Source organism: Halobacteriovorax sp. DA5 (assembly GCF_002903145.1).
GTDB lineage: Bacteria > Bdellovibrionota > Bacteriovoracia > Bacteriovoracales > Bacteriovoracaceae > Halobacteriovorax_A.
Map to the genome: position 1 here is coordinate 122,898 of NZ_PPDJ01000001.1, position 21,476 is coordinate 144,373.

25 protein-coding genes are annotated in these 21,476 nt (G+C 37.1%); 18 read left to right on the plus strand and 7 right to left on the minus strand.

Annotation, left to right across the window (positions count from 1 at the left end):
- Positions 1–25 precede the first annotated feature (25 nt).
- From C0Z22_RS00580 to C0Z22_RS00625, 10 genes are all read left to right on the plus strand, one after another.
- The gene (locus C0Z22_RS00580; RefSeq protein ID WP_103216385.1) at positions 26–637 is read left to right on the plus strand and encodes an LON peptidase substrate-binding domain-containing protein; all 612 of its coding nucleotides are present in this window, start codon (positions 26–28) and stop codon (positions 635–637) included.
- 323 nt (positions 638–960) lie between these two features.
- Positions 961–1,578 carry a 30S ribosomal protein S18 gene (gene rpsR, locus C0Z22_RS00585; protein ID WP_103216386.1) on the plus strand — a complete coding sequence of 206 codons (618 nt, stop codon included), beginning with the start codon at positions 961–963 and terminating at the stop codon, positions 1,576–1,578.
- A gap of 41 nt (positions 1,579–1,619) precedes the next feature.
- Entirely contained in the window at positions 1,620–2,630 is a 1,011-nt protein-coding gene (locus C0Z22_RS00590; protein ID WP_103216387.1) for a DUF2232 domain-containing protein, read from the plus strand.
- A gap of 1 nt (position 2,631) precedes the next feature.
- On the plus strand, positions 2,632–3,246 hold the full coding sequence (gene rplI / locus C0Z22_RS00595) for a 50S ribosomal protein L9 (protein ID WP_103216388.1): 615 nt from the start codon (positions 2,632–2,634) through the stop codon (positions 3,244–3,246).
- Positions 3,247–3,317: 71 nt separating this feature from the next.
- Complete coding sequence (gene dnaB, locus C0Z22_RS00600; protein WP_233189671.1) at positions 3,318–4,679, plus strand: replicative DNA helicase; 1,362 nt, start codon at positions 3,318–3,320, stop codon at positions 4,677–4,679.
- The gene (locus C0Z22_RS00605; RefSeq protein ID WP_103216390.1) at positions 4,654–5,814 is read left to right on the plus strand and encodes a chorismate-binding protein; all 1,161 of its coding nucleotides are present in this window, start codon (positions 4,654–4,656) and stop codon (positions 5,812–5,814) included. The genes dnaB and C0Z22_RS00605 overlap by 26 nt, the downstream gene beginning before the upstream one ends.
- 132 nt (positions 5,815–5,946) lie before the next feature.
- A complete protein-coding gene (locus tag C0Z22_RS00610; protein WP_021266251.1) occupies positions 5,947–6,180 on the plus strand; it encodes a hypothetical protein in 234 nt (77 codons plus the stop codon).
- Positions 6,181–6,415: 235 nt separating this feature from the next.
- The gene (locus C0Z22_RS00615; RefSeq protein ID WP_103216391.1) at positions 6,416–7,183 is read left to right on the plus strand and encodes a motility protein A; all 768 of its coding nucleotides are present in this window, start codon (positions 6,416–6,418) and stop codon (positions 7,181–7,183) included.
- A 65-nt stretch (positions 7,184–7,248) separates the two neighbouring features.
- Positions 7,249–8,094, plus strand: coding sequence for a flagellar motor protein MotB (locus tag C0Z22_RS00620; protein ID WP_103216392.1), 846 nt, complete (start codon positions 7,249–7,251; stop codon positions 8,092–8,094).
- On the plus strand, positions 8,069–8,983 hold the full coding sequence (locus C0Z22_RS00625; protein WP_103216393.1) for a pseudouridine synthase: 915 nt from the start codon (positions 8,069–8,071) through the stop codon (positions 8,981–8,983). Before C0Z22_RS00620 ends, C0Z22_RS00625 begins: the two co-directional genes overlap by 26 nt.
- Here the strand turns inward: C0Z22_RS00625 and C0Z22_RS00630 are convergent.
- On the minus strand, positions 8,933–9,430 hold the full coding sequence (locus tag C0Z22_RS00630; protein ID WP_146037738.1) for a hypothetical protein: 498 nt from the start codon (positions 9,428–9,430) through the stop codon (positions 8,933–8,935). The two genes, C0Z22_RS00625 and C0Z22_RS00630, sit on opposite strands and share 51 nt — an antisense overlap.
- A gap of 90 nt (positions 9,431–9,520) precedes the next feature.
- On the opposite strand from C0Z22_RS00630, the gene C0Z22_RS00635 reads away from it, so the two are divergent.
- The 4 genes from C0Z22_RS00635 to C0Z22_RS00650 are packed head-to-tail and all read left to right on the plus strand — an operon-like array spanning position 9,521 to position 12,431.
- The gene (locus C0Z22_RS00635; RefSeq protein WP_103216395.1) at positions 9,521–10,306 is read left to right on the plus strand and encodes a WYL domain-containing protein; all 786 of its coding nucleotides are present in this window, start codon (positions 9,521–9,523) and stop codon (positions 10,304–10,306) included.
- 11 nt (positions 10,307–10,317) lie between these two features.
- Entirely contained in the window at positions 10,318–10,929 is a 612-nt protein-coding gene (locus C0Z22_RS00640) for a septation protein IspZ (RefSeq protein ID WP_103216396.1), read from the plus strand.
- Positions 10,922–11,668, plus strand: coding sequence for a protein kinase (locus C0Z22_RS00645; protein ID WP_158246754.1), 747 nt, complete (start codon positions 10,922–10,924; stop codon positions 11,666–11,668). Before C0Z22_RS00640 ends, C0Z22_RS00645 begins: the two co-directional genes overlap by 8 nt.
- The gene (locus C0Z22_RS00650) at positions 11,658–12,431 is read left to right on the plus strand and encodes a PP2C family serine/threonine-protein phosphatase (protein ID WP_103216398.1); all 774 of its coding nucleotides are present in this window, start codon (positions 11,658–11,660) and stop codon (positions 12,429–12,431) included. The genes C0Z22_RS00645 and C0Z22_RS00650 overlap by 11 nt, the downstream gene beginning before the upstream one ends.
- Here the strand turns inward: C0Z22_RS00650 and pheA are convergent.
- The 6 genes from pheA to C0Z22_RS00680 form a co-directional block, all read right to left on the minus strand.
- Positions 12,428–13,249, minus strand: a complete 822-nt coding sequence (gene pheA / locus C0Z22_RS00655; protein ID WP_146037739.1) for a prephenate dehydratase — start codon at positions 13,247–13,249, stop codon at positions 12,428–12,430. The two genes, C0Z22_RS00650 and pheA, sit on opposite strands and share 4 nt — an antisense overlap.
- A gap of 8 nt (positions 13,250–13,257) precedes the next feature.
- Positions 13,258–13,989, minus strand: coding sequence for a prephenate dehydrogenase/arogenate dehydrogenase family protein (locus C0Z22_RS00660; RefSeq protein WP_103216400.1), 732 nt, complete (start codon positions 13,987–13,989; stop codon positions 13,258–13,260).
- Positions 13,989–15,146, minus strand: coding sequence for a pyridoxal phosphate-dependent aminotransferase (locus tag C0Z22_RS00665; protein ID WP_103216401.1), 1,158 nt, complete (start codon positions 15,144–15,146; stop codon positions 13,989–13,991). The genes C0Z22_RS00660 and C0Z22_RS00665 overlap by 1 nt, the downstream gene beginning before the upstream one ends.
- 19 nt (positions 15,147–15,165) lie before the next feature.
- Positions 15,166–16,257, minus strand: a complete 1,092-nt coding sequence (locus tag C0Z22_RS00670) for a chorismate mutase (RefSeq protein ID WP_103216402.1) — start codon at positions 16,255–16,257, stop codon at positions 15,166–15,168.
- Between the two features lie 204 nt (positions 16,258–16,461).
- Positions 16,462–16,899, minus strand: coding sequence for a 6-carboxytetrahydropterin synthase (locus tag C0Z22_RS00675; RefSeq protein WP_103216403.1), 438 nt, complete (start codon positions 16,897–16,899; stop codon positions 16,462–16,464).
- A gap of 76 nt (positions 16,900–16,975) precedes the next feature.
- Entirely contained in the window at positions 16,976–17,464 is a 489-nt protein-coding gene (locus tag C0Z22_RS00680) for a hypothetical protein (protein WP_146037740.1), read from the minus strand.
- A gap of 102 nt (positions 17,465–17,566) precedes the next feature.
- Here C0Z22_RS00680 and C0Z22_RS00685 point away from each other — a divergent pair, with 102 nt between their 5' ends.
- The 4 genes from C0Z22_RS00685 (at position 17,567) to C0Z22_RS00700 (ending at position 21,421) form a co-directional block, all read left to right on the plus strand.
- Complete coding sequence (locus C0Z22_RS00685) at positions 17,567–19,906, plus strand: DNA polymerase II (RefSeq protein WP_103216405.1); 2,340 nt, start codon at positions 17,567–17,569, stop codon at positions 19,904–19,906.
- Positions 19,903–20,196, plus strand: a complete 294-nt coding sequence (locus tag C0Z22_RS00690; RefSeq protein ID WP_103216406.1) for a hypothetical protein — start codon at positions 19,903–19,905, stop codon at positions 20,194–20,196. Before C0Z22_RS00685 ends, C0Z22_RS00690 begins: the two co-directional genes overlap by 4 nt.
- Positions 20,197–20,277: 81 nt before the next feature.
- A complete protein-coding gene (locus C0Z22_RS00695; RefSeq protein ID WP_021266446.1) occupies positions 20,278–20,502 on the plus strand; it encodes a YggT family protein in 225 nt (74 codons plus the stop codon).
- Positions 20,503–20,584: 82 nt separating this feature from the next.
- Entirely contained in the window at positions 20,585–21,421 is an 837-nt protein-coding gene (locus C0Z22_RS00700; protein ID WP_103216408.1) for a hypothetical protein, read from the plus strand.
- Positions 21,422–21,476: the final 55 nt, after the last annotated feature.

Below are 21,476 nucleotides of genomic sequence, written 5' to 3' on the forward strand. Positions count from 1 at the left end.
TACTTGCTTTTAAGGTTTTACTGATATGAGAGCACTTCTATTCCCATTACATAAAGTTTCATATCAGGCGATCTTAAAAAAGCCCCTCAATATTTTTGAACCACGCTACATTCATATGATTCATGAAGCAGAGAAAACTAATACACCTGTCGCTTTGGCCTATGCGACTTTGCAAGATGCTGATGAAGAAGCTGATACCATTGGAATTGATCATGAAAAGTATCATGCGGTAAAGAGAGTGGTGGGGCTTGGCCGCGTACAAATTCTTCAAAAATCAAAAGATGGAACAATGCTTGTTGTCCTTGAGCCTCTTTTTAAAGGTCTTATCATGGACGTCTATAATGAAGAGCTTCCATTTAATACAATTGAAGTCGACCCGATTACAGAGTTTTTAACAGTGATGCCTGAGCACATGATTTCACTGCAAAGGCTTGGTCTCGTTTTTCGTCATTGGGCAAAATCATTTTTTAAAAATCAAGTTGAGTACGATGCCCTCATGGAAGCAACAAAAGATCCTGTTGTTTTAATCGGGGCCATTACTGAATTTGTGGTTACTTCGCCAGATCTAAAGCAGGGAATTCTTGAAATCGATGATATCAACGCTAAGATCGACGTCCTCCTTGAATGGCTCGACTAAAGTAGTACGCGCCACCTTATCGAGAATTCAGTAGTTTAGGTTGTTCTCTTTTGAATAAATTGAAAAAAATTCGCATATTTAGGCTATTTTACGCTCATTCGAGGGATATTATTACCGTCGCTATCATCTAAGTGACTGAAACTACATATCTCTGACCCTCCTTGTATTGTCCAACGTATTGTAATCACGTAAAGGTGGCGCGTACCCGAAGTCGCTTTACACAAAGCGCTGTTGCTGATAGATTAGCACCACATTTGACCGTTAATTTACTCGCTTCCCTGTGGTAGGGAGGCCAATAATAACTATTGTCCAGGAGATAAAGTATGATTTATGAGTTAGCATTAGTAGCTCACGCGGGCGCAACTGAAGAGCAACAAACTAGCCTTAAAAACCTAGTAGCAGAAGTTGTAAAAAATTACGAAGGTGAAGTCCTTTTAACTGATGATTGGGGAATGAGAACATTTGCTCAAACTGCCAAGAACGGTGCTAAAACAGGTAACTACATCTATTTCATCGTTTCAGGTAACAAAGACCTAAACACAGAACTTCAAAGACGTTTCAAAATCAACGAAGACGTTCACAAGTATCTAATCATTAAACTAGCAGACAACAACGCAGACGCAGAAGCTGTTGTTAAAGCTTACAAAACTCCATTCTCAAAAGCACACCCAGGTTCACAAACTGATGAACTAGAAAAAGGTGCAGAAAAAGATAAGAGAAGATTTGCTAAGAGAAAGAACTGTTGGTTCAAAGCAAACAGCATCACTGCAGACTGGAAAGATCCAAAAACTTACAACTGGCTTATCAACGAGTTTGGTAAAATTCAACCAGCAAGAGTTACAGGTGTTTCTACTAAGCACCACAGATGGGCACAATCTGCAATTAAGAGAGCAAGAAATATTGGTCTAGTATCTCACGTTAGAGGTGACTTCGCTCACTAAGAGCGTTGAGAACTTAGTCTTAAGGGAATTAGAAAAAGATAATGAACGATAAGAAACCAAACACATTTACACTTATCTCAAAAGATAACTTCACAATTGGGAAGTTACTTTTCTTATGTGTAGTGAGTTTGATCTTAAGTGTTGCTTATCCACTAGGTGTATTTTCACCACTTCCAGTGGCATTCGCTTTCTTAATCTATGGAAACTTAAAGACGCTTGTGACTTTCGGTGTAATGATCGTTCTTTGCTTTATTGCTGCACAATCGAACGACTCTTTTTTAATCCTTGCTAACTCTGCGTACGTTTTATTCTACGCTGTTATCATTGGTTACTTGAGTGCCGCTACGATTTTACGCAATGAAGATCCTGTAAAAGGATTATTAAAGAGAGGATTTATACTCCTACTTGTGATCTTCGGACTTTTGGGAACAATTGAAGTGATTTTTCCTTCAACAATCTCGACGACGATTACAACTTCAGTAAATGAAGGTTTGTCACAATTAAAGAATTCACCAGATTATAAAGAATTAATTGCTCGCGGTGGTGAAGTCGCAGCAACTTACCAAAGTGTTTTTGAAAACCCAGAAGATATCATTAAGAGAATCTATCAATGGGGCTTCTCTGTTATTTTTGTAAGTACGTTCTTTATTTTATGGTTAACAGTTTTCATGCTTTTAAGAAATGCAAAGTTATGGAAAATGCTTCATGGCTACAAATTTGGTCTAAAGCACTTTGTGCGCTTTCAAGTGCCAGAGTACTTTGCCCTTATCGTAGTTATTGGGCTAGCTCTCTTCTTAGGTGGAGAGTATATTGGTGGTGAGATTGTTGAGGTTATTGGCCTTAATATCTTACTTTGCTTAGGAATATTCTATTTCTTTCAAGGAATGGGTGTTTACTTAGACTTCTTAAAATATATTAAGGTGACTGGGTTTGTTCGCTCAATTCTTGCGATTATGACTATTTTCTTTGCTCATCGTTTTATTGCGATTGTTGGCCTATTAGACTATTGGGTCAACTTTAGAAGATTTTTTAAAAATAATAAGGAGATATAAAATGAAAGTTATTCTTAAAGAAACTGTAAAGTCTCTTGGTAACGTTGGTGAGATCGTTAACGTTTCAGCTGGTTATGCAAGAAACTTCCTAATTCCAAATGGTGCTGCAGTTCTAGCTGATGAATCAAACACAGCTCAGGTTAAGCACTTTGAGAAACTACTTGCTAAGCAAGTTGAAGCTGATAAAGCATCTGCAACAAAAGTTGCTGGTGCAATCAATGGACTAAACATTGAACTTATCAAAAGAGTTGGTACTAACGGTAAACTATTTGGTTCTGTTACTACTCACGAACTTTCTCTTGAACTAGGTAAACTAGGTCACGATGTAGAAAGAAGACACCTTCTTCTAGAAAACCCAATCCGTGCGATTGGTAGCTACGAAGTTAAAGCTAAGGTTTTCGCAGGTGTAGATGCTACTTTTACAGTAACTGTAAAAATGGATCCTGCTCAAGAAGAAGAAAACAAGAAAAAAGCTGAAGAACTTGCTGCAATGAAAGCTGCTCAAGAACTTCTTGCTAAAGAAGCTGCTGAAGCTGCTGCTTCTGGTGACAACTCAGGTGAGATGTCTGAAGAAGAAAAGCTTAAGATGGAAGCTAATAGAATCCTAAGAAGCTAATTTTTTTCTTATATTAAAGAGGGGGGCTTTAAGCCTCCCTTCTTTTTTCTAATCATATTATGGGGCAGAATATGGTTGAGCAAAACAACTCGAACAACGCAAGAACACTTCCAAACGATACTCTTTCTGAGAAATCTCTACTTTCATGCTTAATTTTAGATAGTATGTCATTTGATGAAATCTCTGATTTAAAATTAGAGGGAAAGGATTTTTATAATCCGAAATATGGAATTGTATTCGATGCCATTAAAGATATGGTTCACTCGAATAACCCTGTTGATTACGTAACAATTTGTTCATATCTTTCAGACCACAATCGCCTTGATGAAATTGGTGGTCAGAACTTCATTCTTGATATTACAGAAGATCAGGTATCAAGTGCAAACCTTCGTCACTATGCAAAGACTGTAAAAGACAAGGCGTCTCTTAGAGACCTCGTTCGCCAAGCTAGAAAGGTAGCGGACAAAGGTGCAACTTTCTCTGGAAATGCACAAGACTTCATTCAGGAAGTAGAATCAATCTTCTTTGGTCTTACAAACGAGGCCAAGCAAGGAAGTATGATTAAGCTTAATGAGTGTCTAAAAGAAAACATTAAAGAAATTGAAGATACATCGCGCGTTGCCGGTGAGATTCATGGTGTACCGACTGGTTATGGTGCCCTTGATAAGTTATTACTTGGTATGCAACCTGGTCAGTTAATTATTCTAGCTGCCCGTCCTGCCATGGGGAAGACTGCTCTTGCTCTAAACGTTGCACAGAATGCTTGTGAGTTCTCAAAACTTCCAGTTGCTCTTTTCTCTCTGGAGATGATGGCCAAGGAACTTTCAATGAGACTTCTAACTCAACGTGCGAAGATCGATTCAAAAAGAATTCGTACAAAAGAGTTCCTTGAAACAGATTTAAGAAAAATTGGGCAGGGGATTCAGCAACTTGCTGATATGCCAATTTATATTAATGATAATGCTGGGACAAACCTTCTTGATATTCAGTCTGCGTGTCGTAAGATCAAAGCATCTGAGGGTCTGGGACTTGTTGTTATCGACTACCTTCAGCTAATGAGTTCACACAATAAGATGCTTCCTCGTGAACAGCAGATTGCGGAAATTTCAAGGGGCCTAAAGAATATGGCCAAAGAACTTGAGTGTCCGGTAATCGCACTTTCACAGCTTAACCGTGGGGTTGAATCTCGTCCTAACAAACGTCCAATGACTTCGGATCTTCGTGAATCTGGATCAATTGAGCAGGATGCGGATATTATTATGTTCGTATATCGTGATGAATATTATAACCCTGATACAAAAGATCAGGGGATTGCAGAAGTTATCGTTGGTAAAAACCGTGGTGGTGAAGTTGGAACTGCAAAGCTAACATTCGTTGGTGCGCATACAAGTTTCGAAAATATCGCCTATGCACAAGACGATGGCAGAAACTAGTCAATCGACTTACGCTCTCTTTAAACATGAAGAAGGCTTCTTAAAACTTGAGAGGCCTTCAAAATACCTTCATATAACAAATAAGAAAATTTACGATCGACTCCGTCAAACTGAACAGGACTTCTCTGTTGCTGCTTTAAAAGACTTATTAGGACACTGCTGGCATGTGCAATCTCTGCATTATGAATTAGGCCATTACTTTTTGTCTGATGCCCCTTACTTTGAAGAAGAGCTAAGCCTTGCAACACTTATAAACTTTGAAGAGAAAAGCATTATAAGGCCTACAGAAGCCCATAAGAAAACGACAGCTACAGTAGAAAAAATTATTACTAAAGATGAGTATGAAAATCTATTTCATAAGACATATGAAAATTTATTGGCCGGAAATTGTTACCAGCTAAATCTAACTTCTCTTATCGAGTTAAAAATTTCAAATACAGATGATCTGATTAATACATTTTTAAGTATAGAGCTTTATCCCAAGCTCGGTGAATTTGCACATATCCTAAGTCTTCCATTTGAAGAGCGTCTCGTTATTAGTAATTCTCCAGAATGCTTATACGAGTATGACCAGGAAAGAAAAAAACTCACAACAAGACCAATCAAGGGAACTGTGGCCGATCATCTTGGCAAAGACTTCTTAATTAACGACGTCAAAAATACAAGTGAACTCAATATAATTACAGACCTCTTAAGACATGATCTGTCTGCCATTGGAAAAAACTTTTCAAAAGTTGAATCAATGCGCGAATTTTTTTATGTGCCAGGACTTATTCATCAGTACTCTAAAATAAGTGTGGAGCTAGAAGAGTGCAACAACCTCTCTTTAGTTACCTCCCTGTTTCCAGGAGGAAGTATCACTGGTGCACCGAAGAAAAGAGTCGTTGAATTGATAAAAAATATTGAAAACAAAGACCGAGGAATTTACACAGGTTCTACCATTTTAAATTTTGACAATATTTATAAATCATCTATAAATATCCGTTCTTTAGACATTACATCATCTTCTAACCTCGCTCTATACGGGGCAGGAGGAGGAATCACTCTACTGAGTGACGCTGAGAGCGAATTCTTCGAACTAAAAGCCAAAGCTAATAGCTTTCTTAAGGTTTTCTTTAAGGATGTAAAAATCTAATAAATTCTTACATCTGTTTTGTTAGTTTTGACATTCAAATATCACGCTAGATATGATTTTTTTGTGACAAAGTGAAGCAAAGGATTGCTCCAACATGGATCGTTGAAAATTTGTCGCAGGAGAGGGAAGTCAATGGATATGACAAACAACACAACACAGACAACACAGAACAAAGATACTCACAACAAGGACGTTATGGTGCAATTAAATGATTTAGTTGAAATCTCAGGTGTACCAACTGATTTCATTAAGAAAGAGTTAATGCTTGATGATACTGTTTCAATGGATGAATTGAGATCAAAAATGCTTAAGTTTCTCGACACAACATTTCAAGAGAATGGTGTCGATACTTCTAAAGTAAAATAGTCAGTTAATCTTTTGGAAACATAGGACTTGTTTCTCAATAATCTCCTTAATGCCCTTCTTATTAAGCTTAGGTTTAGTGAGAGGGGCATTTTTTTATTCTCCTTACTGAACATCTTCAATCGGTAGAAATTTCCACAACTATGCAATTTAAAGTGCTTACTAAAATTTTATTAAGGTAAGACTTCTCATTTCCGATACTTAGAATGAAATAGGAAAATTTTCATAGGAATGTTGTATGGATATAGCATCAGTCATTGGATTAGTATTAGCAGTAGGTGGAATCATGGGTTCCATTATGTCAGGTGGGGCGATCTCAATTTTCATTGATGTCCCTTCAGTACTTGTTGTTGGTCTAGGTCTAATCGGAGTAACTCTTTATCGTTGGCCAATGGAGGTTGTAAAAGGTCTTGTTGCAATTGCAATGAAATCGATCTTCTTCACGCCAGTTGATCCTAAAGACAAAATTAACAAAATTAAAGAACTAGCAGAGCTTGCCAGACGTGAGTCAGTTTTTGCTTTAGAGAAAGCTGAAATTGATGATCCGTTTATGAAGAAGGCGATGACTCTTGCAGCGGATAACAGACCTCCTGAAGTTATTGCTTCGATTCTCCAAATGGATATTGATTCAATGGAGTCTCGTCACAAGACTGGGGCAGATGTTTTTGATGGTGTTGCGGCAGATGGCCCTGCTATGGGAATGATCGGGACCCTAATCGGTCTGGTACAGATGCTTCAGAACCTTTCAGATCCGTCGGCGATTGGTCCGGCCATGGCCGTTGCCCTTCTGACAACGTTCTATGGTGCGATTATTGCCAACGTTTTTGCAGGACCTGTTAAAAATAAAATTTCATACCGATCACAAATGGAACTTATGTCCATGAGTATTGTAGTAGCGGGAACACTTGGAATTGTTGCAGGTGAAAACCCTCGTATGATTATTGAAAAACTTAATTCATTCCTTCCGCCAAGTGAAAGATCTGCTTCGGATGAAGGTGAAGAATAGGCTTAAAACCAATAAAAAAACCAGTATTTGAGGAATAAATACTAAAGGTAATCAAGGAGTAAGAAATGGCAGATGATAGTGCTGCAGTAGTAGATGATGGTGGTAAAGCAAAGTGTCCTGAGTGTGTTCCTGGCCTTCCGGGGTGGATGGCTACATTCTCTGACCTTGTAACACTTCTACTAACATTCTTCGTACTACTTCTTTCTTTTGCAAAGACTGAGACTGCTAAGTATGAAGCGGCCCTTGGTTCAATTCGCAATGCCTTTGGTGGTAACGTTCTTCAGCAGGGTGAAGTTATTCAAAAGGGGAAGTCTCCTGATAACTTTCCAACAATGATGGAATCACAAACTCCAATCAAACCATTTCCAATTGAATTTCTTACAATGGAAGGGTTACTTGATAAACACGAAATTAATCGTGGCTCTGAAGAAGTTTTAAAAAATATGCGCCACGACCTTAAGGAATTTAACTTAAGCGAAAATGTGACAGTATATGAACAATCTGAAGGGATCGTTGTTCGTATAAAAGATAAAATCTATTTTAAACGCGGCTCTGTTGAAATTGAATCAACAAAGATTGCGGTATCTTCTTATCAGCGAATGATTGATCTTCTTAAAAAGCGAAATTGGAAAGTCTTTGTTATGGGTTATGCTGCTCGCGGTGAAGTTTCTAATGATGGTAAGAGTGATGCTCTTGAGTTATCATCGGCCCGTGCCACTGCGGCCACTAAATCTCTTATTAGAAGAGGGATCAATCCAGAAAGAATTTCAACGGTATTTTATGGTGATACTCGTTTAACTGATCTTCCTGGTCGATCTCAAATGGAGATTGATAATGAAAATCGTAAAGTTGAATTTATGATTAGAAAACGTGATCTAGAAGATAATGGCCACAAAGTTGAAGCACAATAATAATTTCTGTAATCTCACTGAAAAAGATACATTAAAGGAGTTCCTTAAAGGGGAGCTCCATTTTTCCAATAAAGCAATCAAGACCTCTTATATATCAAAGGTTGCGCTTCAGTCGCATCTTGCTCCTAAGAGTGAGCTATATCTGCCAAGAGACCTTTTAAATCGCTATCACGTCAATCCTATCTACACAGGAGTTGCTATTGAAGTGATTTATGAGGATGATATTTTTATCGTTTTAAATAAGCCACAGGGAATCCACGGACACCCTATGGAGTATAGTGAAACAAATACTGTTCTTAATTTCATGCGTGATCACTTTAATCTTCCAAGCCTTGGAAACCCTCGCTCGGATTATGAGAAGGGCCTTTTATATCGCCTTGATAAGTTAACGAGTGGTGTGCTTATCTATATTAAAGATGAGCTCATCCATGAGAATCTTCGTAATTCTTTTTCTCAAATTGCAAAAGAGAAGACTTACTTGGCCGTCGTAAGTGGCAAGCTTGAAGAGAGTTTACATCTAACAGATCGTCTCGTTTCAAGTGGAATTAAAGGTGAGAAGATGATTGTGAATGATGTTGGAGTGGAAGCGACTTTAAAGGTAGATTCTCTCTACTATCACGAAAGGAAGAATCTTACGTTAGTTAGGGTTACACTCAACGAAGGACATCGCCATCAGATACGTGTTCAACTTTCTAATGCTGGCCTTCCAATTATCGGGGATCCGCTTTATAACGAAGAATATAATAAAGAACAAGATAAGCGTCTTTATTTACACGCATTTCAGTATTGCTTAGACGTTAATGGACACACGACTTGTTTTAAAGCAGAGAAGGCAGACTTATTCTGCGACCTCTTGGACTTGGATAGTCTGATGGATGTGGCGAGCTAGGTTATTCTTATTCTTAAGAGTCTTTAACTTCACGACATATTTCCCTTCTGAAAGAGAAGAGAGAATCATTTTTGGGTGAACAAGTTTCACAACGACCATCATCGTACGCTCAAGACTTTCATCCATAGCATAGCGTGAAATTGAAATATAAGAATTGGCCAACGCCTTATACATTTCTTGGCGAAGGATTTCTTTGTCAGTGCCTTCTGGTACGATCTTTTCATCAACAGGAATTGTCACTTCGAGATTATTTTTATTACATTCAATCTTCCAAGAAGGGTGCATATACTTATCAAGACGCACTTTTACTGAACGACATGAAGTTGCAAGCATACTATCCGCTCTTTTTTGAAAGGCACCGTTTTCTCTTAACTGAAAGATAAAGATAATAAATATTAATATTCCGAATCCTAGTACTGGATTTCTAAGTAGTGATTTCAATACCATAGCAATATTATCGCACTAAATTTTATAAAAATCACTAAAGGAAATGATGGCCATATCCGATAAATATAGTAGGTTATTTAAGGAGCTGTAATGACGTCATTTTCGTCTATGGAAGATCAAAATTTTTGGAATATTTTGTTTAATTTAGAAGAAATTAGAAAGCCAATCAGTTTGGTTACTTTCCTAAGAAAAAATCACATTAATCGAGATGAATTCTATATGTTCTATGAGAAGTCTCACTTTTATGGGTTGTCGATTGATCTGCGCCCTAAGGATGATGAATTCTTATTAATGCCACTTTCTTGGCGTAGAGATTATGGAGATGTATTACTGGAGAATACTTCACATCGTGAATTGATCAAAGATATCCAGGCCGCTTGTAAAGAAGGAAGAGTGTGTGAGTTTACTTTCTTAGATCAATCAAAAAAGAAAGTTAGACCTTGGCGAGTCGTTCTTTCTCAAAATCTATATAAAGTCATTAGTGAAGATGTTGTGACTAAGAAATTAATCACTATTGATATGAACGAAGTCGATGATATTGAATTTCAAGAATTCGACTACTCTTCCATGTATTCACGATTTGAAATTGAAGAATATATCAATGCCTTAAGACATATTGATGGAAGTGACCAGCGTTTAGTTCTAAAGTTAAATTATGGCTTTGAGTTACCTCCAATTAGTAATTTAATCTTTCTTGGTCATCCATACTCAACAACAAATCAGTATGGAGAAATCATTTGGGCGGCCTCAGTTGAAAAGTCGCTATACTTATTTGACTGGCTATATTCAATGCGCGATCAAATTGAAATTCTTGAACCAAGTTGTATTAAAGAAGAATTTGAGGAGTTTTGCCAGAAAAGAAGAAATGCTGCATAATCCGATATGAGATGAAAAAGAATAACTTATTTCTAATATCGTTTCTCCCAGCGCTTCTTTATTGGTATCTGGAAGAAACACAGACAGTGGAGATTGCCATTATTGGTGGTCTTTCACTGGCGATTATAGAAATCATATTTGAAAAGATCTTCTTTAAACATATTCACTCTATTTCTAAATTAAATTTCATTATCATTCTAGTTCTTGGACCAATCTCTTTAATTGGACACGATGGTGTGTGGTTTAAGCTTCAGCCATTTTTTACAGGCCTCTTTCTAAGTGGCTTTCTGATCTTTAATCTTAGGCAAGGAAAAAGCTTAATGCTTACCATGATGGAAGATATGGAAAAGAAAGCAAATATTCCCGAAGAGATCATGACAAAGATCGAGTACCACTTGGCTTATTTCTTACTCTTTAATGGAATCTTTATGGGCTACCTTGCTATTTATGAATCAACTTCACGTTGGGCCTTCTTTAAATCCATCGGTTTCTATATCGTTTTTGCCGTCTTTCTTGTTTTAGAAATTATTATAATAAGACGTGAGGTTAAGAAGATTATGCTTGAGCAAATGCACTCTCAAGCCGATATGCTACATACACACCGTGGAGGACCATTTGACTAAAACAGGCGATATAGTTGAGATTGAAGAGTTTGATATTGTTCCTGGGCGCACCCTTGCCGGGCGTTATGTTGTCATTGAGAAACTTGGTTCTGGTTACGAAGGTGAAGTTTACCGCGTAAGAGAAAAACACACCAATATTGAAAGGGCCGTAAAAATTTACTTCCCGCAAAGAAATAAGAAATTCAAGGTAAGCACTAGATATTCATTGAAGCTTGAAAAGCTTAAACATAGTCCAATTGTTATGGACTGCCTATCGCATGAATTAATTACTCTTAAAGGTCAAAAAGTTGCCTGCTTAACATCTGAGTTTATTGAAGGGGAGATGCTTGGAGAGTTTATTCAAAAACAAAAGAATAAGCGTCTGGAAATCTTTTCTGCCATCCACTTACTTTATTCGATTGTTGTCGGTGTTGAATCAATCCACTTAGAAGGTGAGTATCATGGTGACCTTCATACTGAAAATATTATTATTCGTCGCTTTGGATTAGAGTTTGATTTAAAGATTATCGATCTTCACCACTGGGGCGATTCGAAAAAAGATAATCGCGATGAAGATATTATCAAAATCATCAGAATTTTCTATGATATCCTAGGAGGACAGAAGCATTATAAAAAGCTATCACCATCGATTAAGTACATTATTTGTGGACTTAAACGTGGGATGATCTTAAATCGTTTTAAGAATATTAGTATGCTTCGCTATCACCTAGAAACCATGGATTGGTCAGATGCCGTTTAAGAAAATTGTTTCCGATATACAAGAATTTGAACATGAAATTTTCGATTTTGGTGATTATCGAATTGGTTACTTCATAGCTAAACACAAACTAAAAGAAACTAATGACAATAACGAAGATGCACTCTTTATTAGTGGTGAAGAGAAATCTTTTGTTGTTGGGGTTTCTGACGGTGCTGGAGGACATCCACGTGGCCGAGATGCGGCCGTTGCTATCGTTGAAGCTGTGGCCCAGTATAAAGATGGAAGTAATTGTATTGAACTTATTGAAACGGCCAATCAACACGTCTCTGACCTTAAGGCCGGAGCAAGATCAACTCTTGCCTTTGCCCAGATCAAAGATGATATGGTTCGTTTCTACCACGTTGGGGATTCGGAAATTCTTTATTGGAATGCCCACGGCAATGAAATCTATACTTCCACTCCACACTCTGGAGTTGGCCACATGGTTAAGGCCGGAGTTCTAGGTCAGGAAGAATCCCTTGCTCACCCTGAAAGAAATTACGTTAATAACCTCATGGGTGATGACGTCATTAAAATTGAATCAACTTCTGGGGCCAATATTAAAAAAGGTCACACCATTCTCATTGGAAGTGATGGTTTATTCGACAATATCCCTCATGACTCCCTTACTGAACTTATTGGACAGGGGATTTTTGATAAGTCATTTGAAAACCTCGCTGAGTTTTGTAAAATTCAAAACGAAGATGCTTGGCTTAAGTACGATGACATCTCTTTTATCGCGATTCGAAAGGTTAAGGCTTAGAATTGTCCAGCAGGATAACTTCCAAGAATCTTAATGTCATTAGCGTCGCGCTTTAACTCTTTAAGGCATTCTTGAACCTTGTCATTGTGAAGGGCACCCATGAAGTCCACGTAGAAGATATATTTAAACGGCTCGTGTGGAATAGGGCGGGATTCTAGTTTTGTTAAGTTGATGCTGTAGTCAGCGAAAACTTGCAGGCACCCTAGAAGAGCTCCTGGGTGGTGCTTTGTTGTGAAAGCGATACTTGTTTTTTCTTTCCCAATTCCTGTTGGAATATTCTTTTCTTTGACGAAAATTAGAAAGCGCGTGTAGTTTGCCGCTTCATCTTGAATCTTTTCTTGAATGATATTAAGGCCGTAGTAGTCAGCGCATAGACGAGATCCAACACAGGCTTCATTCAAAGACTTCGACTCTGAGATAATTTTGGCAGAACCTGCCGTGTCGAATTCAGCAACAGGTTTTAGGCCTTGATCTTTAAAAAAGCCATGGCATTGGGCCAAGGCAATCGGGTGAGAGTAGACGGCCTTAATGTCCGCTACATCAACACCCTGATTGGCCATAAGGCAATGGTTAATTTCTAGGTAGAGTTCGCCAATGGCAAAGAAGTCATGTTTAAAAATTAAATCCATATTGATATCGACGTTTCCGACGATGCTATTTTCGATAGGTAAGATGGCACAAGCGACTTCCTCATTTTCAAGGGCGCTACATACGTCTTCACTTAGGGCAATGCCCACGGCCTTAACGTCTTTACCAAAATATTTATAGAGTGCTTCTTCTGAGTAAGAACCTTTGGTGCCTTGAAATGCTACCTTCATGCCTTTATTCAATTCTCAAGCCTTTTAACTACTTTATTAAATGATTCAATAAAGTCCTCACGGGTTTGTTTGGCATATTGATTATGCTCATTCATATCCGCGAATAATTCCCATGAATCATTTTCGACAGTCTTGAGAATTTTTAAAAGTCTTCGGTAACCTTTAGTATCGATAGGAAGTTTTTTCGCATCCATATCCATTAGCGTTCTCCCAATCATGTGAGTGAGTAGAAGAGAGTGTGAGATTTGTTTGTCGTGTTCTGCGGCAGTTGTTTCAATAACTTTAATCCCATGAAAACGCATAAAGGCACAGATCTTTTGATAATACTTATCTTCAATGCGAACAGGACAAACCGCTATCTTTGTTCCAAATAATGTTTCACCTGCTGAGTCCGGTCCAAACATTGGGTGAATTGCAAGGATACTTACTGATTCAGGTAAGTATTTCTTCATCACCTCAACAGGCATTTCTTTGACAGAACAAACATCAGCAACGAGAGCATCCTTTGATAACATTGGTGCTATTTCTTTAATGACTGATTCAAATTTATTCATTGGAACAAAAGGGATGACGATTGGATTACTTGCAACTTCTTTAAGAGACTTGAAGTGACAACCCATGGCCTCAACTTCCGTTTTTACACTTTCGTTGATGTCATAAACCTCAACTGTAAAATCTTCTTCTAGGTATTTTGAAATTAACTTACCAAGTCGTCCGAAACCAATTATTCCAACTTTCATTAACAAAGAACCTTTTTTATATTTTCATAAGCTTGTTCAATACGTTCAACAGAATCTGTAAAAGCTAGGCGAATATAATCATCTTGACCAAAAAACTTTCCTGGAACAAGAGCGACACCAGCTTCTTCAATTAGCTTTTGAACCATCTCAATAGAATCCTTTACGATACCTTTTTCAATAAATGGTTTTATATCTAAGAATAGATAAAATGCTCCTTGAGGCTTAGAGACTTTAAAGAGTTGAGAAAATAATTCATAGGCACGAGCTTTTCGCTCATGCATGGTCTTAAGCATATCGCCAATAATTTCATCACTATGCTCAATGGCATTGATTGCACCATATTGAGTAAAAGGTGGAATATTTCCACAAAGATGACCTTGAAAACTATCAACTTTCTTAATGAATTCTTCCTTGGCAATCATGTAACCGACACGAAAGCCTGTCATACAAAATGATTTTGAAAAGCTTTGAATTGAAATTGAACGATCTGCGATTTCTTTACCAAGCATAAGAGGTGAGACGAATTCACAGTCATAAGTCAGAGACTCGTAGGCTTCATCACTTACGATAATTAAATCATGAGCAATAGCAAGCTCTCCAAGTTCTGTTAATTCTTTTCTTGTATACACAGCACCTGATGGATTATTTGGTGTATTGATATAGATTGCTTTTGTCTTAGATGTAATAGCGTTCTTAATTGCATCAAGATCAAGGTGAAAATCTTCTTGTGAATTAACAAAAACAGACTTTCCTCCAGCTAGCTTGATACTTTCAGGAATAGTTACCCAATATGGGATAGGGACGATAACTTCATCACCTTCATCTAGAATTGATTGAAAAGAGTTGAAAATAATTTGCTTTGAGCCATTACCTACGAGAATATTTTGAGGGCCAATCTGAGTATTGCAACGTTTGTTAAAGTAATTTGCAATAGCTTGCCTTAACTCTGGCTCACCACTTACTGAAGAATACTTAGTTTTCCCTTTCTTGAGGGCCTCATAGATTGCTTCAAGAATACTTTCTTTTGGTAGAAAATCAGGCTCACCGATATTTAAACCGATGATATCCTTTCCTTGATTTCTAAGGTTTGTAATTTGTGCCGATATCTGGATACTTCCAGACGGAGCAATTCCTTCCACTCTTTCAGATACTTTCATAATTTAATTATATCACTTTTTAAGATTCTTTCTTAAAATCATTCATCATTCGAGTTTGTTCTCTAACTGATTCAGTGTGAATTGCGTGGTATAGCTCTTCAACAAATCTGCGATCAAGAGATAGCTTTTCACCCTTAGCAATACGATCATTCATTAGCGTATCCATTCTTCCTACTTGAAGTGGAGTTACGTTATTTGCACTCTTAAGTGCACCAATCTGCTTAACGATATTCATACGCATATGCATAAACTCTAGGATATCATTATCAATTTGATCGATTTTATTTCTAAGTTTATTAAGTTCGTCTTCAAAGCCATCATTGTGTCCAATAGCATCTCTTACTTGTAGGTGAGTGATGATATCGTGAAGCATTTTTGGAGTTACCTGTTGAGCGGCATCACTTAATGCTTTTTCTGGAGTGATATGAGTTTCAACCATCACACCATCCATATTCATATCCATGGCCTTCTGACATACTTCTCCAATTAGGTTGCGATTCCCTGCAATGTGTGAAGGGTCACAGATAATTGGAAGCTCAGGCATAAGTCTTTTTAATTCAATTGGAATTGCCCAGTAAGGCTTATTTCTATATTTCGTTTTTTCTGCACTTGAAAAACCTCTGTGAATCGCAGCAAGTTTATCAAGACCTACATTTGAGAACCTTTCGATAGCACCCATCCAAAGAGCAAGGTCTAAGTTGATTGGGTTCTTCACCATAACAGGAATATCGACACCTTTAAGAGCTTCTGCAATTTCTTGAACAGCAAAAGGTGAAACAGTTGTACGTGCCCCAATCCAAAGAATATCAACGTTATGTTTTAGTGCTAATTCAACGTGAGAAGCATTGGCAACTTCAGTTGTAATTGGAATATTAAAATCTTTTCTAACTTGTTCCATCCAAGGAAGACCAACAAGACCTACACCTTCAAATGTATTAGGGCGAGTTCTTGGCTTCCAAATTCCTGCACGAAAGGCGTCCACTTTGCCATTCTCCACGAGCTCTTTTGCAATTTGATATACTTGCTCTTCACTTTCCGCAGAACACGGGCCTGCGATAACAAGTGGTTTTTCATCAATTTTTATCCAAGAGTTTAGTGGCGCTATTTTCATGTGACATCCTTTAGGCTTTCTTTTTGGTCAAGTATTAAGATAAATTTATATTACTCAATACAATACTATTCAAGTCTTTAACTCATCGAAATTGACTTAAATTTTCTTAATTTATTCAGTGTTTATTTGTTCTAAATGGAATTATTTGCTTAGGGATAGTTATGGGCCCAATATACTCGAAATATAATGAACCCACGACAAGAATTATGGAATATAAATAGCTGAGTTTTTCTCGTTTTCTTTCACTTCTAGACGTGAAATCCAAACGCGACCGTCTGTCTTCTTTTTAATTAGTTCAGACATTTTCTCATAAACAAATTCGGCCGTTCCTTCCATTCCTGCATTTGGAAGCACTCGAAGTTGAACAACACCAGCTTCATCAAGTTTTTTAAATTCTTCCATAAATGGATCGTCTTGTGATGCAAGGAAAGTGTGATCAAACATATCATCAAGCCAAGCTTTAACGTCTTTAAGATCACCAAAGTCCATTACCCACATTTCCTTAGTCAGCTGTGAACATTCAAATTCAAAGTGGAATGAGCGTGAGTATCCGTGAACGAATCGGCAATGTGAATCTGCTTTCCATTGACGGTGTGTACATGGGAAGCCATAGAAGTGTTTTGTTGATTTAAAAGTGGCCATAATTATCTCCGTTTAAGTATCTACACACTAGCATAGATCGGGTAATCATGGCCACATGATCTAGCCCCAGATGGGACTATAACTTGATAGTTTTGATATCTTCATTAAGTTCTTTCGTAGCTTTTTTGGTAAAGATGAGGGTAGGGGAATACTTGAAAGCTACGCCCAGAACAAGAAGAGTTTGGATAATGAAGATATTGCGATTAATATCTTGTCCTCCTTCTGCTGCCACGAGATTTCCTTGTGAAGGGAACCATCTTAGGGCAATAAAGTAAATCGCAACTGGTAAGAGCATATTCACTAGGCCATTGTAGACCCTCTCTTTCGAACTCTTAGGGGGATTTAAGAATTCATTTAAAAGAGCGAATCCTAGGGATAGAAGTGATAGTGCTGTAAATACCACGCTCATTACAGGGTTTTGGAAAACTTGAATGGATAAGAGTGCCAAGACACCAAAGAACATATAGCTTAGTAAGCGATACTTCTTGCCCTTGTCATCTTTCTCCGAAAAGAAATCCACTAAAAAAACTAAATTGAATACTGTGAATACGATTGTTATTGTCATGCCCTGCATATCGGGGCTTTTACCAATGTCTAAACTTAAGAAAATGCTAAAAAAGGCTAAATCCTCTTTAACAAATTGCTTTAAATAAGCTACGCTCTGTCTATGACGAATATCACGAGTACACAAGGTTTTATCATTCACGATCAGGTCGTTGATCAGGCAAATCATATGGATTTAATCTTTTGGATTAAAACACCTGAAGATGTCGTAAAAGTAATTATCTCTAATGAAAGACCACTTTTTTTTATTGAAAGTGATGCTAATTTAAATCTTAGCTTTCAAGGAGAAAGAAAGAAGTTAAACCTTAAGGCCTTTAATGGCAGAACTTTAGATGGTATCTATTTTAATCGTCATAAAGATCTTATGGATACGAGAGAGCACTTTCATAAAAATGGGATTCGTACCTATGAAAGTGACGTTAGGCCAAATGAGCGCTTCCTTATGGAGAGATTCATAAATGGAGAAGTACTTATTCAAGGTCAAGTTCAAATGATTGGCAATATGCGTGTCTTCCACAATCCTCAAATGAAGGCTTTGGGAATTCATGAGTCCGCCCAAAAACCAACGCCTAATTTTAATATCATGTCCTTAGATATTGAAACGAGTATGGGCAATGATCTGTATTCGATTGCGATACATCAAATAGGTGATCGCGATATTAAGAAAGTTTATATGGTTGATGAAAGCGGCCAATATACTAATGATGAGTTAACAACTTTTTATCGAAGTGAAAAAGAGTTAATGATTGCATTCATTAATGATTTTCCTGATTATGACCCTGACTTCATTGTCGGATGGCATGTTATCGGTTTTGACTTAAAATTTTTAGAGCGCAAGTGCCAACAATTTGGCATTAAATTTAATCTTGGCCGTGATGGCTCGCAAGTACGTCTTAGAGAAAGAAAGGGAGCCGGTTGGTTTTCAACAATAGCTGGTCGTCAGGTTATTGATGGCCCTCCAACTTTAAGAGCAGCATTTTATCAATTTGAAAATTTTAAACTTGATACTGTTGCAACTGAAGTTCTTGGTGCAAATAAAGATATTACCGAAACAGGAATGGATAAAGTTGAAGAAATTACAAGACGTTTCTTAGAAGAAAAGCATGCTCTTGCAAAGTATAATATTCTCGACTGTACTCTTGTTTTAGATATTTATAAAAAGTTAGAAATTATTGAACATCTCTATCGTCGCGTACAATTAAGTGGAATGTTAATTGATCGTTTATCAAGTTCAACACGTGCTTTTGATCATATTTATTTACCACGCCTACACCGTAAAGGTTTTATTGCGGGAAATACCTTAGATATTGATAAGGAAAGTGCATCTCTGGGTGGACTTGTTATTGAAGGAACGAAAGGCCTTCATGAAAATGTTGTGGTCTTAGATTTTAAATCTCTCTACCCAACAATTATTAAAACTTTTAAGATTGATCCACTTTCGCGCTTAAAAGGGGATGTGAATTCAACAATACTTAAAAATGGAGTTGCTTTCTCTAAGACAGAGCATATTCTTCCAGAACAAATTGACTTTCTTTTAAAACAGCGTGAAATAGCAAAAACAAGGCAGGATAAGAACTTATCTCAAGCCGTTAAAATTCTCATGAATTCTTTCTATGGTGTAATGGGCTCTGGTGGTTGCCGCTTTTATCACGCGGATCTAGCGACATCGATAACATCAACAGGTCAGTGGCTTCTTAATGAATCCATGAATTATGCACGCTCTCTTGGCTACGAAGTTGTCTATGGTGATACTGATTCTGTTTTCATAAAATTAAAGTTCTTAGAATCATCTCAAAAGGATAAGGCCGGTACAGATCTAGCACGCAAAATAACAACTCACTTAACGGAGTTAATCGAAAGAGATTACGACCTCGAGTCTCACCTTGAAATGGAATATGAGAAATGCTTTAAGAAGTTGTTTATCCCTGAATCTCGAAGTTCTGAAATGGGTGCAAAGAAGCGCTATGCCGGAATTTTTGAAAATGGTGAATTATATTTTTCTGGAATGGAGTTTGTTCGTTCTGATTGGACGAAAGCCGCTAAAAGCTTTCAGTATGAAATCTATAAGAGGTTTTTTAATTCAGAGTCTTTAAATGAATATATTAAGAATTACGTTAATGATTTAAAGAATGGTTTTTTTGATAGGCAATTGGTTTATTCAAAACGATTATCAAAAGATATCAGCGAATACACAAAAACAAATCCTCCTCATGTAAAGGCCGCAAGGTTATTGCAGGAGAGAGAACCTGATAAGAACATCAGAAAAATCGATTACTTAATGACGCTTCATGGCCCTGTTCCTCTTGTTTTTGCGCCTAAGGACATCGATTATCAGCATTATATTGATAAACAGTTATCACCAGTTGCAACTGATGTGCTAAAATTTATGGGTATCTCCTTTGACGATATTGTCATGGGTTCACAAATGAGTTTATTTGAATGAGCGATCAAGAATATACAGCACCAAAAAGAAGCTATAAGAAGAACTGGGCCTTCATGGGTTCTGTTTTTTTTATCATGGCAATCTTTTACATTCTTTTCAAACGCGATTTCTACTTATATGTTTGTGAACAAGAAAATAATGCTCCAGCCTGTTTCTTATTATCTGATATTTATCAGGAAGATGGGGAGTATGCTAAGGCACAAAAGTATCTTGAGCTATCTTGTCAGAATAAATATGAAATCGCCTGCAACAAGCTTGGAAGGGGCATTCCGGCCAGTATCGTGAAATAGGTAAGCTTTTATTTGCTAACCATCCCTTGAACTTTTTAGGCTTCTTATATATCCTATTTAGCAGTTCAAAGGGGTTGTATTTTGATTCGAACACTAATTGATATTTATATTTTTATTCTCATTATTGATGTGATTATTTCTTATATCCCTCAATATAAATCACATCCAATTTGTGTAAGAATAAAGCAGCTCTCTGATTACACATGTGGCCCTGTTCGTCGTATGTTGCCAGAAATGGATATTCCATTTGATATCTCTCCGATGATTGTGATTTTATTTTTAAAGATTTTCGTCGCAGTTTTTTAGTTTCTTTGTAATTTCAAATTCTTGCCAATACGTATCAAAAGTTATTAAATTATAATTATATGTATTGCCTATGGAGGGGTTAGTGCACAACGAGTTTGATTTTCTTACACAAGAGACTTTTAATCTTAATACACAAGAACAATTTTTAGCTGATGAAGATTTTCGCAATGAATTTCTTTTTGGCTCACAAAGTTTAGAGTCTGAATCAGAATCGTGTGTTGAATATCCTCAAACCTCTGGTTTCGTATACAATATCGTTAAAAGTAGTTCGACTTTTAGTATTCGTGGTGTAATTACAGATAATATTAGTGAAACATTCGAATTAGCTAGCTCTGGCGATGTATCGACACTTAAGTCACTACGAATTGAAAAGAGTGAAGTGGCCGAATCTCTTTACTACGAAATTCCTAACTTAGATCTTGCTCAAGTTATTTATGATCAAATTTTTAATAAGCGCTTTCCTTTAGAGGAAGATTTAATTTGCAATATCTCTGACCCGGGCTTTAGCTGGTGGTATCAAAGAAGTGACGATGCCATTCGCATTAACTTTAAAAGCCATAAGCTTGAGGGGAGCGGACAAAGACTGAAACTAGGTCCAATTGGCGATGTGTGTATCGCAAGTATTCTTTTCACACGTCTGGAAAAGGCCCTAGAAGAGAAAATGAATCTTTTAGAGTTTAGTATTTCTGAAAAGCATTTCATTCTAAAGCCGAAAGATCGCTTTCACCGAATATTTGAAGAATTATCTTTAGTTTTTGAAGAAGGAGAGCTTGATAGTGATGCTCAGATTCTAAGAGGACTTGATGAGACTTTGAAATTATATCTAATTGAGTTGGCAACTATCAGAAAGTTTTGGCTTCAAATCGAGTCTTTAAACACAAATTTTGATTATTCGACTTCTCAAAATCTTCTTTCGTAAACGAATAAAAAAACTTCGAATCGCCTTTGTGCGCTTTGTCACGATAAGTTTTCCG